The following is a 14,448-nucleotide window of genomic DNA, read 5'->3' on the forward strand; positions in this document are numbered from 1 at the left end:
ACTCTCCCGAACTCCCCGAGTCATCGGTCGGGACCGGCGCGGAGTGGATGACCACCCGAAAACCCGCAGGTAGGGGAGTGGGCGCGCCCGTACGGCCTCCACCTGGAGTCGTACGGCGAGTTCTGCCTGCGGTAGGAGGCAAGCACGGACGGGCCCACCTATTGTGGACAACGACATGGGGGTCCGACCGGGGGGTGTAATGGTGGCCGTGACCGAGGACAGGCGCGGCGACGCTGCCGGAAGGCCGAGGTCCGAGGGGTTCAAGGGCTGGCTGGAAGGCGTGCGGGCGACGCGCACGGGCCGCCTGACCTTGAAGATCGTCATCGGCGTGGTGGGGGCCGCGCTGGTGATCGGCGGCCTCATCCTGGTGCCGCTGCCCGGCCCCGGATGGCTGATCGTGTTCGCCGGACTGGCCGTGCTCGCGACCGAGTTCGCGTGGGCCCACCGGCTGCTGGAGTTCGCCAAGAAGACCCTGTCCGACTGGACCGACTGGCTCAAACGCCAGGGGTGGCCGGTGCGCGTCCTGGTCGGCGCCGTCACCCTGGCCGCCGCCGCAGTGATCGTCTGGTTCATGATCAAAATCAGCCTCGGCATCGACCTCGTCGAAGAGGCCCGCCAGTTCGTGACGTGACGGATCCGCCGGCGTGCTCGCGAGCCGGGATTCCCTCGGGAAGCCGGGTAGCCAATTTGTCACCTGGGTGCGCGACAACTCACCGAGAAATGTGATGGAAAGCATAAATATCATCGCTTGATCGGAGTAACGTCCGGCATCAGAGATCCTCACCGGACAAGAGGTGCATCAGGTGAGCGCCATCCAGGGACGCGTGTGAGCGCCGTCGCGGCACAGGCCGCGTCCCCCGGGTCCCCCGTCCCCCGCGAGTTCGCCGACGTCATCCGCGCCCATCTCGCCGATCTCACTGAAGAGATGATCGGCGACATACAGGCGAGCGTGCCCGAGTACGCGAGGCCGGGCGACGAGAAGTACGTCAGGGCCGTGCGGCGGGCGGTGGAGGAGGCGCTCAAGCAGTTCCTCGACCGGGCGGCCGACAACGGGTCCGGCAAGGGCCGGTTGCTGGAGGTCTTCCGCGCGATCGGCAAGGGCGAGGCCAACGAGGGCCGTCCGCTCGACTCGCTCCAGGCGGCGCTGCGCATCTGCGCCCGGGTGGCCTGGCGACGGCTCGCCCTGGAGTCCGAGACGCTGAACCTCTCGCGGCAGCGCCTGTGCGCGGTGGGCGAGGCGATCCTCGTGTACCTGGACGAGATCGCCGCCGCCGCGGCCGAGGGGTACGCCGAGGCGCAGGTCAAGGTCGCGGGGGAGCTGGAACTGCGCCGTCGTCGCCTGCTCGACCTGCTGGTCTCCGACCCGCCCGCCGACCCCCGGGCCGTGGAGGACCTCGCCAGGGCGGTGCGGTGGGCGGTGCCGAGGACCCTCGCCGGGGTCGCGATGGCCGCCCGCTCGCTGGGGGCGGGAGCCAGGCCCGCCCTCCCGCCGGACGTCCTGTCCGACCTCGACCGGTCCGACCCGTGCCTCGTCGTGCCCGACCCCGAAGGCCCCGGCCGCATGAGGATCCTCGACGTCGCGCTGAAGGACTGGTACGTCGTCCTCGGCCCGCCGGTGCCCGTGAACGAGGCGGCGCAGTCGCTGCGCCTGGCGCGCGAGGCGCTCGCGCTGGCCCGCCGCGGGGTGCTGGCGTGCGACCAGGTCATCCGCTGCGCCGACCACCTGTCCACGCTCATCATCTTCAGAGACGAAGCGCTGATCAGGGTGATGAGGCGCGTGAGGCTGGCACCGCTTCGCGAGCTTCGTCCAGCGCAGCGCGACCGCATCGCCGAGACGCTGCTGGCGTGGCTGCAGAGCGGCTACAACGCCAACGAGGTGGCGTCGCGGCTGCACATCCACCCGCAGACGGTGCGTTACCGGCTCAGGCAGGCGACGGAACTGTTCAGCGACCAGCTCAAGGCGCCCAACGACCGTTTCGAGCTGGAAATAGCACTACGCGCCCGGGCTCTTTCCGCGCGTGCCGTCCAGCGCTGAGAACGCTGCACGGGCATTGAGGTGAGTTCTCTTCAGCGTGTCTGACCTGCTGTTTTGTCATTCACGTGATACCAAGGTGGGCACCTTTCATTGCCCGGGACAATGTTATTCACTCACGCCTGATTTAACTTTTCTGTCATTCAGTCGAAACAGCCGGTTATTGGCTGGAAGGCAGGAAAGTCATGCGTTTTCGAGTCGTCGTCTCGGCATTGGTCGGGGCCGTACTGCTCTCCTCGGCGTTCACGGGAACCGCGCGCGCCGAGACCTCCCCGTCGGGCGCGAACGACTGGACGTGCAGGCCGTCGGCCGCCCATCCGCGTCCCGTGGTCCTGGTCCACGGGACCTTCGAGAACATGGCGGTCAACTGGCTGAAGATCGCGCCGGTGCTCAAGAGGAACGGCTACTGCGTCTTCGCGCTCAACTACGGAGGCGCGGACAACGCCCTCATCCAGGGCACCGGGGACATCGCCCGGTCGGCCGGGCAGTTGTCGGCCTTCGTCGACCGGGTGCTCGCGGCGACCCAGGTGCCCGAGGTGGACATCGTCGGACACTCCCAGGGCGGCATGATGCCCCGGTACTACCTCAAGTTCCTCGGCGGCGCGGCCAAGGTGCGGAAGCTGGTCGGCATCGTGCCCTCCAACCACGGCACCAGCCTGAGCGGCCTGGTCGTGCTCGGCGACCTGCTGGGCCTCACCGGGCCGGTCACCGACGCCTGCCCGGCCTGCGGCCAGCAGATCGCCGGCTCCGGGTTCCTGGCGAACCTGAACGCGGGCGGCGACACGGTACCGGGCGTGGACTACTCGGTCATCACGACCATGTTCGACGAGGTGGTCACCCCGTACACCTCGGCGTACCTCCGCGGGCCCGGGGTGCGCAACCTCCTGCTCCAGGATTCCTGCCCGCTCGACTTCAGCGCCCACTTAGGCGTGATCGTCGACCCCGTCGTCCAGAGGATGGTGCTCGACGAGCTGGACACCTCGTCCTCACACGGGCGGATCAACTGCCTGAACCCGCTCGGCTGACCCGAAAGGGGGCTACCCGGCTCAGGAGTCCCGCTTCAGCTCGCCGTACATGGTGAAGGGCTCACCCCGGGTGTACTCGCTCTCCCCGAGGCCCGAGTAGGCGACCTCCAGTCTGCCGTTCGCGGTGAGGGACAGGGTGATCGTGCCGTTGCGTACGCAGGAGCCGCGCATGCTCACCCGCTTGAGTGTCGCGATGTCCCCGTTGATCCGCACGAGCTTCGATGTTCCCGTGCAGGCGCCAGGGTATGTCTCCGTGATCGTCCTGCCGCCGCGCCTGACCGTCAGGACGAGGAAGTCGCCGGCTCCCGGATCCCACCTGATCTTGCCGCGCCACACCCCCGCGAACCTCGCCGGGAACGTGGCGGCCTTGGGTGAGGCACTGGGAGTGGCGGCTGTCGCAGTGGGACTCGCCGGCACTGTGGTGGATGGGGTGGGACCGGGAGTCACGACGGTGGATCCGGCGATCGTCGCGGACATGGACGGGATCGACGGCGGGGTCGTGGACGCCGAGGTGAGGTCGGAGGTCGTGGCGGTGATGCCCGGAGCTTTCCCGCGGATGGCCGGCAGGAGCACCACCGCGGTGGCGCCGGCCGCCAGCACCGCCAGAGTCATGCCGGCGACCGCCACTCGCCGGCGCCGGCGAGGCGCCGCGGGCTGTGTCGCGTGCGGAGGGGGGGCCGTGGGCTGTGTCGCGTGCGGAGGGAAGCCCGAGGGAGGTAGGGCGGGTGGAGGGACGGCCGGCGGAAGGACGGCCGGGGACGGTTCGGCGGCGGGGACGGCCCGGCCGAGCAGGCGCAGGTGAATGTCGATCATCGTCGGCCTGGTGGCCGGGTCCTTGCCGAGGGCGTCGGCGACGATCGACCGCAGAGGCTCTGTGAGCGGTCCGAGGTCGGGCGGGGCGGTGAGGATGCGGTTCATCACCGCGGGCAGCGTGTCCTCGCCGAACGGCGGGCGCGCGCTCGCCGCGTACACGATCACACCGCCCCAGGCGAAGACGTCGGCGGCCGGGCCGATCGACGCCCCCGCGAGCTGCTCGGGGGCCATGTACGCGGGGGTGCCGACGATGTGGCTGCTGAGCGTCGCCGAGCCCTCCAGCGCCCGCGCGATGCCGAAGTCGATCACCCGTGGCCCGTCCGGGCCCAGCAGGACGTTCGCCGGCTTGAAGTCGCGGTGGACGATCCCGGCCTCGTGCACCGCGGCGAGCGCGGTGGCGGTCGCGATCGCCAGGCGGTGCAGGTCCGGGCCGGAACGGATACCGGCCCGCGCCAGCGAGGGGCCGGGGACGTACTCGGTGACGACGTAGGGCTGGGCGGCGTCCGGATCGGCGTCGAGCACCTGGGCCACGCAGAACGGCGCGACCCGGCGCGCGGCCGCGATCTCGCGGGCGAAGCGGTGGCGGTCCTCTTCGCCGGCCGTCAGGCCCGCGCGGAGCAGCTTGACCGCGACCGGCTCGCCCCCCGCCCCGCGCCCGAGGTACACCACCCCCTGCCCGCCGGCGCCGAGGCGTCCCTCCAGCCGGTACCCGCCCGCCTCGTGCGGGTCTCCATGAAGCAACGGCGTGATGTCCGGCATCGGTCCCTCCCGGTCCTTCCCCCTCGGAAGTGATCACGGTACCCGGCGATCACGGTCCGGGTGGCGGGTGAACCGGTCACAGGAGGCGAAGGCGGAGGGAAGCCGGCCAGAGGTGACGCGACGGAGGAAGCCGGTCACAGGCGACGCGAACAGCGGGTCAGAGGTACAGGCCGGTGCCCTGCTCGGACTGCGGGGTGGCCAGGGCGTGCAGATCGCGCTCGCGCATGACGAGGTAGACCTGGCCGTGTACCTCGACCTCGTATTGGTCCTCGGAGTTGAACAGCACCTTGTCACCCACCTTGACCAGCCGGGCGTTCGCGCCGACGCCGCACACCTCACCCCACACCAGCCGGTTCGCCATCGTGACGGTGGCCGGGATGACGATGCCCGCCGAACTGCGGCGCTCCTCGGACTCCGGCTCGACCTTCACCATGACACGGTCATGGAGCATCTGGATCTCGAACTTCGGGTCAGCCACCTTCGCAGCTTATTCGGCCTCGGGGTGGAGGGTGACGCGACTTCGTCGTGCCCCATGCGCTGGGAGCGCTCCCATTGACATGATCTGTAGGGTGACCGCAAGGAGGCACGATGACCGAGGACTTCAGCGGATGGCAGTGGGTCAACGAGCCCGCCAAGTGGTCGGCGGGTGAGGATCTCCGGGTCACCGCCGACGCGCGCACCGACGCCTGGCGGATCACCCACTACGGGTACACCTACGACACCGCCCACATGTTCGGCAAGGTCGTCTCCGGAGACCTGCGCGTGACCACGACCTTCCAGGCGTCCTACGCCGAGCAGTACGACCAGGCGGGCGCGGTGCTCCGCGTCGACGAGAAGAACTGGATCAAGGCGGGCGTCGAGTACGTCGACGGGAAGATCAACATCAGTACCGTGGTGACCAGGGACTTCTCCGACTGGTCCATCCTGCCGGTCTCCGGTCCGGTCGAGTCGGTGAGCCTGGAACTGGCGCGCGAGGGCGACACCGTGATCGTGAGGTACGGGCTCGACGGCGCCGATCCGCTCACCATGCTCCGTCTCGCCTACTTCCCGCCGTCGGTCCCGGCCTTGGCGGGCATCATGTGCGCGGCTCCCGTGGGCGAGGGCTTCGAGACCCGCTTCACCTCGGTGAAGGTCTCCTGATGGTCTAATGCCGGTATTAAGTGCTATGTCCGCTACTGCCCGTTTTTCGGTAGGATTGTTATCTATCAAAGCGGGAGTCATGAGGGCGTAGGACCGTAATATGTACATGTTGGGTGCCTGGGATGGATTCGGGTGTTTGTGGGGGTCTTGATGGTGTTTCGCCGCACCTCGACCGTTACATTGCTCGTGATCCCGTGCGTCGCTGAGGGGCTGAAGCGTGACTGACGAGACCAGGCGGGCGCCGGGGAGCCTGGACATCAGCGCTCCCAATTACGCCCGAATCGCCAATTACTTCCTCGACGGGAAGGACAACTTCGCCGCCGACCGCGAGGCCGCCGAGCAGATCCTGGCCGTGGCCCCCGAGATCCGCACGATGGCGAGGGAGAGCCAGGCCTTCCAGGACCGGGTGATCCACTACCTCGTGGAGCAGGGCGTCACGCAGTTCGTCAACGTCGGAGCGGGGATCCCCGGCCAGCGGAACACCCACCAGGTCGCCCAGTCGCTGACACCCGACGCCCGTGTGGTGTACGTGTCGACCGATCCGGTCGTGCTCTCGCACTCCCGTGCGCTGCTCGCCACCGACGACCGCACCGGCGTCGTCGAGGGCGACATCCTCCACCCCGCCGAGCTGCTCGCCGATCCCGGCCTGCGGCGGGTGATCGACGTCGAGCGGCCCTTCGCCGTCGTGGTCATCAGCGCCCTGCAGTTCATCCCCGACGAGGACGGCCCCTTCAAGCGCGTGGCCGAGCTGCGCGACCTGATGCCGGTGGGCAGCCATCTGGTCGTCATCCACGCGGTCTTCGACTCCCGTCCCGAGGCGGCGGCGCCGATCGTGGACATCTACCACCGGGTCTTCGGCCGCACGGAGGGCGACGGCCGCACGCGCGACCAGGTCCTGGGCTTCTTCGACGGCATGGAGCTGGTCGATCCCGGGCTGGTCTACATACGGCAGTGGCGCCCCGACAACCCCCTCAACGTCCACCGCCCGGAGAAGGCATGGCTGGTCGGCGGGGTGGGCCGCAAAACCGGCCCCTGACCGTTTCCCGCCCGCGAACGCGACCCGCACGCACACCTGGCCTGCACGCCATGCCCGGCCTGGACGCTCGGCCGGGCCTGGGCTGACGGGAACGCTCAGGCTCGCGGAAGCACCAGCCGGGCGAAGACCGTGCGGTGGTCGGTCTGGGGCACCAGGTGCGTGCTGTACGCGCGGATCGCGACGCGCGGGTCGGTCAGCACATGGTCGAGCGTGACCCCCGGGATCGGCTTCCACCCCTTCGCGGGCCAGGTCGGTGACAGGCCCTGCCCGGTGACGTCGGCGGCGTCCCGGTAGCCCGTGCCGAGCAGCCGCCGCAGCGCCCCGTGGTCGAGCGTGGCGTTGAAGTCGCCGGCCAGGACGCGTACGACCCCGCGCGGTTCGGCGGCGGGGAGCGCCTGCAGGCCCTTGGCCCAGCACCAGACCTTGTAGTCGAAGCGTGGCGCGCACGGATGCACCGACGCCACGTACACCTCGGGACCGCCGGGCACCCGCACGATGGCATCGGCCTGCCGGAAGTTCCCGTAGGTGATCACGGACGCCGCGCGGAGCGGGAACCGCGCGTAGATGCCCGATCCCCAGGGTCCGTTGGCCGGAGAGCCCGTCCGGTTCGGCAGCAGCTCGTCGAGGCCGGCCTTCTTCAGAACCTCCACGGCGGCGGGTGTGAGCTCCTGTACCAGCAGTACGTCCGGCTTCAGCCGCCGTGCCAGGCCGACGATCTCCCCGGCGGACGCCGCGCCGACCGCCATGTTGGTGGACATCACCCGCAGCTCCGGCCCGTCCGCCGGCGGGTTGCCCTCCGCGAGCGCCCTCGGCAGCACGCAGGCCCCGAGCACGGCCGTCACGAGCGCGCCCGCCACCGCCGCCGGCCACCGGCGCAGGACCAGGGCGACCAGGAGGGCGACCGGCGAGGCGGCGGCGACCAGCGGGGTGAAGGCGATGAGCTGGATCCAGTACAGCCCGACGTCCCATCCGGCGAGGCGCAGCACCGTCCACGCCGCGAAGGGCGCCACGAGCAGCCACACCAGCACGGTCACCCACAGCCATCGCCGTTTCGGGATGGTTTCGTCGATCATGCCGCGATTGTCGCAGCGTCCAGGGCTTGAGGTTTGCCGAACAGCGGCCCCTTGGTAATCAATCGCACATAAGCGGCCCCCGATACTGTGATGCGCACATGGCGTGAAAGGCCGTGAATCTTGAGGATCGCCCCCTTTGCTCGGTTCCCGCGTCCGCTCCGATGGGGGGCGCGCATCCTCGCGGCCGTCCTGGTGGCGGCGATCGTCCTCGCCGGGGTGGGTGTCTGGACGGTACGAAGGTCGTTCCCGCAGCTCGACGGCGAGCTCCGGCTCCCCGGCCTGAGCGCGAAGGTGACCGTCCTGCGCGACCGGTACGGCATCCCGCAGATCTACGCGGACAACCCGGAGGACCTCTTCAGGGCACAGGGGTACGTCCACGCCCAGGACCGGTTCTGGGAGATGGACTTCCGCCGCAAGACCACAGCCGGGCGCCTGTCGGAGCTGTTCGGCGCGTCCACGCTCGACGTGGACAAGGTGGTGCGCACGCTCGGCTGGCGGCGTACGGCGGAGCGGGAGGTGAGCCTGCTCGCTCCCGGCACGCGCCAAGCCCTTGACGACTACGCGGCGGGCGTCAACGCCTGGATGGGGCAGCACCAGGGCTTCGCCGACAAGAGCCTCGAATACGCCGTGCTCAAGCTGACCAACGGCTCCTACACACCCGAGCCGTGGACCCCCGCCGACTCGCTGGCCTGGCTCAAGGGGATGGCCTGGGACCTGCGCTCCAACATGGACGACGAGCTGGAGCGCGCCGTCGACGCCTCCGCGGTGCCCGTGGACCGGGTGAACGAGCTGTTCCCTGCCTACCCGTTCGACCGGCACCAGCCGATCGTCACGACGGGAGCCGTACGGGACGGCGGGTTCGATCCCACGGCCATGGCGAAGGCCCCCGAGGGGACGACGCCGGGCACGGTGGAGTCGCGGGCGCTCGCCGAGGTGTCGCGGACGCTGCGAGCCGTACCCTCGCCGCTCGGCACCGGCGGGGCGGACCACGCGGGGATCGGCTCGAACTCCTGGGTCGTGAGCGGCGCGCACACCGACACGGGCAAGCCGCTGCTGGCCAACGACCCGCACCTCGGGCCGCGCATCCCGTCCATCTGGTACCAGGCCGGGCTGCACTGCCGCGTGAAGTCCGCCGCGTGCCCCTACGACGTCGTCGGCTACACCTTCTCCGGCCTCCCCGGGGTCGTGATCGGGCACAACGACCGGGTCGCCTGGGGCTTCACCAACCTCGGCCCCGACGTCACCGATCTTTACCTGGAGCGCACCAAGGGGGAGACCTACGAGGCCAGGGGCGAGTGGCTGCCCATGGAGACCCGCACCGAGGAGATCAAGGTCGCCGGCCGCCCCTCCGAGAGGCTGACCGTACGGTCGACCAAGCACGGGCCCGTCATCTCCGGCGTGCTCGGTGGCGCGGGGGACGCCCTGCCCGGCGCCGCCGCCAACGCGGGGGAGAAGGCGACGGGGGCGAAGGCGGGGGAGACCGGCAAGCTCCCGGCCGCCGGGTACGACGTGGAGGTCGCCCTCCGCTGGACGGCCCTGGACCCCGGACGTACGGCCGACGCCCTGCTGCTGCTCGACACGGCGTCGGACTTCGACCAGTTCAGGAAGGCCGCGTCGTACTTCGAGGCACCCGCCCAGAACATGATTTATGCGGATGTAGACGGCAATATCGGTTACCAGGCTCCCGGGCGGATCCCCGTCAGGTCCAAGGGCGACGGCCGGTGGCCCGCGAAGGGATGGACCGGTGACGAGGAGTGGACCGGGTTCATCCCCTTCGAAGAGCTGCCCATGGCGTACAACCCGCAGGAGGGGTTCATCGCCACCGCCAACAACGCGGCCGCCGGCCCCACCTACAGCCGGTTCCTGACCTCCGACTGGTCCTACGGCTACCGCTCCCAGCGCATCGTGGACCGGATCGAGCAGGCCACCGCCAAGGGGAAGATCTCGGTCGCGACGATGCGGGACATCCAGATGGACTCGTCCAACACCCTGGCGCCCGTCCTCGTGCCGTACCTGCTGCGGGCGGGCATCCCCCTCGACGGCGACGGCGAGATCAAGGACCTGCTCGCGGCGTGGGACTTCACCCAGAGCCGTGACTCCGCAGGGGCGGCCTACTTCAACGCCGTCTGGCGCCACCTGCTCCAGCGCACCTTCGACGACGAGCTGCCCGAAGGCGGCCACGCGGGCGGCGGCGACCGCTGGTACGAGGTGGTGCGCTCACTGCTCGACAAGCCCGCCGACCCCTGGTGGGACGACGCGCGCACCAAGGACAGGGCCGAGACCCGCGACGACATGCTGCGTGCGGCGATGACCGACGCCACCGAGGAGCTCAGGACGGCGCTGGGTGACCTGCCCGCGGACTGGCACTGGGGCGACCTGCACACGCTTGAGCTGACCAACGAGACCTTCGGGACCTCGGGCATCGGCCCGGTCGAGTGGCTGTTCAACCGGGGCCCGCTGAAGCTCGCCGGGGGCAAGGACGCGGTCGACGCGACCGGCTGGGACGCCACCGAGGGATACGAGGTCAACTGGGTGCCGTCGATGCGGATGGTCGTGGACCTCGCCGACCTGGACCGATCGCGCTGGGCCAACCTGACGGGCGCGTCCGGGCACGCCTTCCACGCGAACTACGACGACCAGGCGCCGATCTGGGCCGACGGCGACGCGACCCCGATGCGCCAGACCGAGCCGGCAGTGCGGAAGGACGCCGTGAACACGCTCACGCTCAGCCCGTAGCTCCGAAAGCCGTTCCGGCCTGTTCCGGCCGGCGGTCCGAAGACGTTCCAGCCCGCCGTCCTCAGGCGTCCTGGCCTGCGGTTCTCAGGCGTTCCGGTCCGCGTAGGCGGACACCCGCACGCGGGTCCTGTCGCAGGTGCGGCACCGCTGGGTGACCACGTACCCGATGGTCTCCACGGGGGTCCACCGGTGCCGGAGGTGGACCCCCGAGGTCATCCTCGCGAGCAGGTCCTCCCACCCGATGAGCGCCCGATGGAACGAAGAGGGCCCCATCCGGCCCATCGGGCCGTGAATGCCGAGTAAGTCCATGTCTGTGCCCCACCCTCGGGCCGTCGGGGACGGCGGACGCGCCGGTTGTCCGTCTCCCTGTGCCCAGCAGCGCGGCACTCATGCCGTTCTCGGCGACCACGCAGGTCAGGGAGCCCTTCCCGCGTCTGAGACCTTCCATGGCTTACGTGCCTGCCGTCGCTCCCGGTCAGCCGCTCGTCACCGAGGAGATCTCGGCCAGCGGGAACTCCAGGTAGTCGCCCGCCTCCTCGCACCAGGCGTCCAGCACGCCGCGCCGCAGCTCGCCGTGGCTGATCGTCGCGGTGAGGCCGTCCGAGAGGGTGATGAGCGCGCGTACTCCCCGGTCGACGACGAACCCGAGCAGCGACTGCTGGGCCGTGGGCAGGCGGGTCGCCATGCGGCCGATCACCGCCCAGGTCTGCCCGGTGTGACGCTCCTGCTCCCGGGTCTCCATCAGGCGCCGGGCGTGCTCGCGGGGGTCGGGAGGGGGCTCGGCGATGGGGCCCTGCGGCTCCTCCAGCTCGGCCACCCGCCCGCCGGGCAGCAGGATCAGCCGCCCGCCCTGCGGCTCGCGCCTGATCGCGATCTCCCCGGTGTCGTCCACCGGCACCGGCGCGTACCCGGCGTCGCGCAACGCGGCGAGCGTACGGTCGGCCGGAGCGGTGCCGGCGAGAACGGTGGGCGCCAGCAGCCGCAGCCCGAGCCTGGCGAGGCGGCGGTGCCCGGCGATCTCGGCCAGCAGACCCGGGTCGGAGCCCTGGATGATGCAGCCGACCGTGGTCACCGTGACCTCGCCGTACCGCCGCGCCACGTCCTTGACGAGGTAGGTCAGCGGTTGCGGGAGGGTGCCGGCCGTACGGAGCTCCTCCAGCAGCGACTCGGCGGAGTACCCCGCGTCCAGCGCACGGCGCACACTGGCGGCGGTGAACCGCCACACCGACGCCGCGCCCTGGGACTCGCGATCGGCGGCCCGGTCGAGCAGGCCCGACAGCTCGGCGGCGGGGGGCCCGGTCACGACGGCCGTCAGGTCGGCCCCGAAGAGCGCGGTGCGCTGCGCGCTCGCGAGCGCGTGCACCGAGGCCTCGACCAGGCCGGGGTCACGCTCGATCTCGGGCACCGTCTCGTCCTGCTCGTCGCCGGCCACGGCCGAGCCGAGGGTCGCCAGCGCCCGGCCGAGACTGGTCAGCGCGTCGCAGGTGACGAGCCCGAGCAGCCGCGCCTCCTCCAGGATGGCGGGGCAGCACTCGGCCAGGAGCACCCCGTCGAGCAGCGGGGCCCGCCAGTGCACGGCCTGGACGAGCTCGGGCAGGCTCGCGAACGCCGTGTCCGGGGGGAGCGTGGCGAGCGTGGCGAGCACGGCCCAGCGGATGCGGGCCACGGTCTCCCCTGCCGGGTCGTCGCTGAGCACCGTGGGATACCTGCCGGCGGTGCGGCGCAGCGACGAGCGCTCCATGCGCCACCACGCGGCGAGCAGCACCCGCAGCCGCGCGGGGGCGTCCTCCAGCCGCCAGGCGTCGAACCGCTTGGTCGGGATGAGGCCGCCCGCCGCCTCGTCCCAGGCCAGCAGCCGGGCCACGGCGCAGACCTCCAGCAGCAGCCGGGTCTCCTCCTCGGTGCAGCCGCTCTCCTTGACGATCCGGCGCACCTCGCGCACCCCGACGCCGCCTCCCTTGAGCAGGGGGAGCGGGAACTTGTCGGTGTTCTCCAGCAGGGCGGCCGCCCGGTCGACGGCGTGCGGCGCGGCCAGGCACAGCGCGTGGTCGACGGCCTCGGGATCGGCGGGGACCGCGCCGAGCTCGGGCGGCTCGGGGGTGAAGGGAGGATGGTAGTCGGGGCCGCGCAGCGCGAGCGCGACCTCGCGGGGCATCTCGGCGATGTCCCACTGGGTGCGGTAGAGCAGCCCCCGGTCGGCCGCCCACTTCTCGGGGGAGCCGGGGGAGACGAAGCGGTTGCCCTCGACGCCGCGCACCGGCCCGTCCCACGCGAACTCGTCGAGCAGGCTGACCGTGCCGTCGGGTGCGCCGGTCAGCAGCGCGGCCAGCCGGTCGGCGTCGCCGAGAGCCGCCGCGACGCGCGTCATGAGCTGGCGCCTGCCGCCCTGGGCCGGCAGCCCGAGAGTGCGGCTCATGCGGCGCAGTCCCTCGGCGTTCACGGTCCAGGAGTCGAGGTAGGTGACAAGGGGGTCGCCGAGCCCGCACGGGGCGGTCCACCACCGGGCGACGGCCTCGGCGAGGTGCAGGCGGCCGTCCGGCCCCGGCCAGGCGAGGGCGTGGTCGAACAGGCTGTCGAGCCAGGGCAGGACCTCCGCCGCGGTCACCCCGAGGAAGCGGGCGAGCTCGTCGCCGCCGGCGCGGTCGCCGATCACCAGGGAGGCCTGGAGGATCTCCAGCGGGGGCAGGGGGAGGCCGCGCATGACCTCCATGACGGCGAAGTCGTCGCTCAGGCGCCGTGCGAGCGTGTCGAGGCGGCGCGGCCAGGGCGCGGCGATCGCGTCCGGGCGATTGGCCAGGACGCGGGAGAGCCGCTCTTCGTCAAGGGTCGTCAACCAGTCGAGCAGGTGATCATCCATCACAGTCTCTCGAAGGTCTCGCGGGAGTCACCAAGAAGACACCGTAATGCAGAGCACCCGTCCGACGGGATCGACGTAGCAGAATAGAACCGGAATCAATGAACCCCGAGATCAACATCTTCTCCGCGGATCTGTACGAGCGGGGCGCGCTCTGGGGCCAGGTCAGCCGCGAGCCGACCCCCGCAGGAGGCCGGGAGGCCTGAGGGCATGTCGTGGGGTCCGTGACGAGCTCGTCGAGCGGGCAGGCGGGCGCCGCCTGCCGCGTCACGGGAGTCGCGGCGCCGTTGCCGCTGTGGGTGATCGGCTGTCTGTGTCGCGTTGTACGTGGTCGCGTTGTATGTGGTCGCGCTCTGTGTGTCGCGCTGTATGTGTTCCGCGAACCGCCCGGCGTGCCGGCCGGGGATCCTCCGGCGGCACGGCCGAGCTGTTCGATTTGTTTGAGTATGGCATTCAATGCGGAAAAGCTCGGCGACTTCCGTGATGTGACGGCATCCTCACCAGGTGGTCACTCTCCGGGGCCGTCCTGCCCGCCGGTCGTCAGCTCTTGAGCACGGCCCAGACGACCTTGCCGTACGGGAGCAGCGGGTTCCAGCCCCATCTCAGGCTCATCGACTCCACGATGTGCAGCCCCATGCCGCCGGGCTCCAGCGGAGAGGGGTTCCGCATGACGGGCGCCGCCGAGCCCGGGTCGGCGAAGACGCACGCCACGAGCGAGTCCCTGCGGATCATCGACATCCGGATCGGCTCGCACGCGCTCCGGCGGAGGTTGCGCGGGTCGAGCACCAGGCCGTGACGCAGCGCGTTGGTGGCGAGCTCGGACACGATCAGCTCCATGTCCTCCACCGCGTCGCCCATGCCCCAGCCGGCGAGGCAGCCGGCGGCGAAGCTGCGCGCCGAATGCACGGATTCGGCCCGTGGAGGGAGCACGAAAGTGGCACTGGCCGTGCCGGCTCCAGGGGGCGTGAGGTCGCGCGCTG

12 protein-coding genes are annotated in these 14,448 nt (G+C 70.9%); 6 read left to right on the forward strand and 6 right to left on the reverse strand.

Features of this window, described 5'->3' with window-relative positions; translation table 11 throughout:
• Positions 1 to 208: 208 nt before the first annotated feature.
• The 3 genes from ACGFIV_RS04475 (at position 209) to ACGFIV_RS04485 (ending at position 3,057) form a co-directional block, all read left to right on the forward strand.
• The gene (locus ACGFIV_RS04475) at positions 209 to 631 is read left to right on the forward strand and encodes a TIGR02611 family protein (protein WP_358553249.1); all 423 of its coding nucleotides are present in this window, start codon (positions 209 to 211) and stop codon (positions 629 to 631) included.
• 195 nt (positions 632 to 826) lie between these two features.
• Entirely contained in the window at positions 827 to 2,035 is a 1,209-nt protein-coding gene (locus ACGFIV_RS04480) for a PucR family transcriptional regulator (protein ID WP_392831876.1), read from the forward strand.
• A gap of 182 nt (positions 2,036 to 2,217) precedes the next feature.
• Entirely contained in the window at positions 2,218 to 3,057 is an 840-nt protein-coding gene (locus ACGFIV_RS04485) for an esterase/lipase family protein (protein ID WP_392831878.1), read from the forward strand.
• A 21-nt stretch (positions 3,058 to 3,078) separates the two neighbouring features.
• Here the strand turns inward: ACGFIV_RS04485 and ACGFIV_RS04490 are convergent, their stop codons facing one another.
• A complete protein-coding gene (locus ACGFIV_RS04490; protein ID WP_358553254.1) occupies positions 3,079 to 4,629 on the reverse strand; it encodes a protein kinase in 1,551 nt (516 codons plus the stop codon).
• A gap of 157 nt (positions 4,630 to 4,786) precedes the next feature.
• Positions 4,787 to 5,107, reverse strand: a complete 321-nt coding sequence (locus ACGFIV_RS04495; protein WP_358553256.1) for a co-chaperone GroES — start codon at positions 5,105 to 5,107, stop codon at positions 4,787 to 4,789.
• Positions 5,108 to 5,217: 110 nt separating this feature from the next.
• Here ACGFIV_RS04495 and ACGFIV_RS04500 point away from each other — a divergent pair, with 110 nt between their 5' ends.
• Positions 5,218 to 5,769 (forward strand): DUF1349 domain-containing protein, encoded by a 552-nt coding sequence (locus tag ACGFIV_RS04500; RefSeq protein ID WP_358553258.1) that lies wholly within the window; start codon positions 5,218 to 5,220, stop codon positions 5,767 to 5,769.
• Positions 5,770 to 5,986: 217 nt separating this feature from the next.
• A complete protein-coding gene (locus ACGFIV_RS04505) occupies positions 5,987 to 6,805 on the forward strand; it encodes an SAM-dependent methyltransferase (protein ID WP_358553260.1) in 819 nt (272 codons plus the stop codon).
• A 95-nt stretch (positions 6,806 to 6,900) separates the two neighbouring features.
• Here the strand turns inward: ACGFIV_RS04505 and ACGFIV_RS04510 are convergent, their stop codons facing one another.
• Complete coding sequence (locus tag ACGFIV_RS04510) at positions 6,901 to 7,878, reverse strand: endonuclease/exonuclease/phosphatase family protein (RefSeq protein ID WP_358553262.1); 978 nt, start codon at positions 7,876 to 7,878, stop codon at positions 6,901 to 6,903.
• Positions 7,879 to 7,998: 120 nt separating this feature from the next.
• Between ACGFIV_RS04510 and ACGFIV_RS04515 the strand changes: the two genes are divergently transcribed.
• Positions 7,999 to 10,614: a penicillin acylase family protein gene (locus tag ACGFIV_RS04515; protein ID WP_358553264.1), complete on the forward strand. Its 2,616-nt coding sequence runs from the start codon at positions 7,999 to 8,001 to the stop codon at positions 10,612 to 10,614.
• Between the two features lie 84 nt (positions 10,615 to 10,698).
• On the opposite strand, the gene ACGFIV_RS04520 is transcribed toward ACGFIV_RS04515, so the two are convergent.
• From ACGFIV_RS04520 to ACGFIV_RS04530, 3 genes are all read right to left on the reverse strand, one after another.
• Positions 10,699 to 10,923, reverse strand: coding sequence for a hypothetical protein (locus tag ACGFIV_RS04520; protein ID WP_392831884.1), 225 nt, complete (start codon positions 10,921 to 10,923; stop codon positions 10,699 to 10,701).
• Between the two features lie 166 nt (positions 10,924 to 11,089).
• Positions 11,090 to 13,471, reverse strand: a complete 2,382-nt coding sequence (locus tag ACGFIV_RS04525; protein WP_392831887.1) for a helicase-associated domain-containing protein — start codon at positions 13,469 to 13,471, stop codon at positions 11,090 to 11,092.
• Positions 13,472 to 14,008: 537 nt separating this feature from the next.
• Entirely contained in the window at positions 14,009 to 14,398 is a 390-nt protein-coding gene (locus ACGFIV_RS04530; protein WP_392831890.1) for an ATP-binding protein, read from the reverse strand.
• Positions 14,399 to 14,448: the final 50 nt, after the last annotated feature.

Origin of the sequence: Sphaerisporangium sp. NPDC049003, assembly GCF_043197795.1 — a bacterium.
Classification (GTDB): domain Bacteria; phylum Actinomycetota; class Actinomycetes; order Streptosporangiales; family Streptosporangiaceae; genus Sphaerisporangium.

Coding starts and splice junctions, on each gene's coding strand:
- ACGFIV_RS04485 (WP_392831878.1), top strand. CDS start 2,218: ATGCGTTTTCGAGTCGTCGTCTCGGCATTGGTCGGGGCCGTACTGCTC.
- ACGFIV_RS04490 (WP_358553254.1), bottom strand. CDS start 4,629: ATGCCGGACATCACGCCGTTGCTTCATGGAGACCCGCACGAGGCGGGC.
- ACGFIV_RS04500 (WP_358553258.1), top strand. CDS start 5,218: ATGACCGAGGACTTCAGCGGATGGCAGTGGGTCAACGAGCCCGCCAAG.
- ACGFIV_RS04510 (WP_358553262.1), bottom strand. CDS start 7,878: ATGATCGACGAAACCATCCCGAAACGGCGATGGCTGTGGGTGACCGTG.
- ACGFIV_RS04520 (WP_392831884.1), bottom strand. CDS start 10,923: ATGGACTTACTCGGCATTCACGGCCCGATGGGCCGGATGGGGCCCTCT.
- ACGFIV_RS04525 (WP_392831887.1), bottom strand. CDS start 13,471: ATGGATGATCACCTGCTCGACTGGTTGACGACCCTTGACGAAGAGCGG.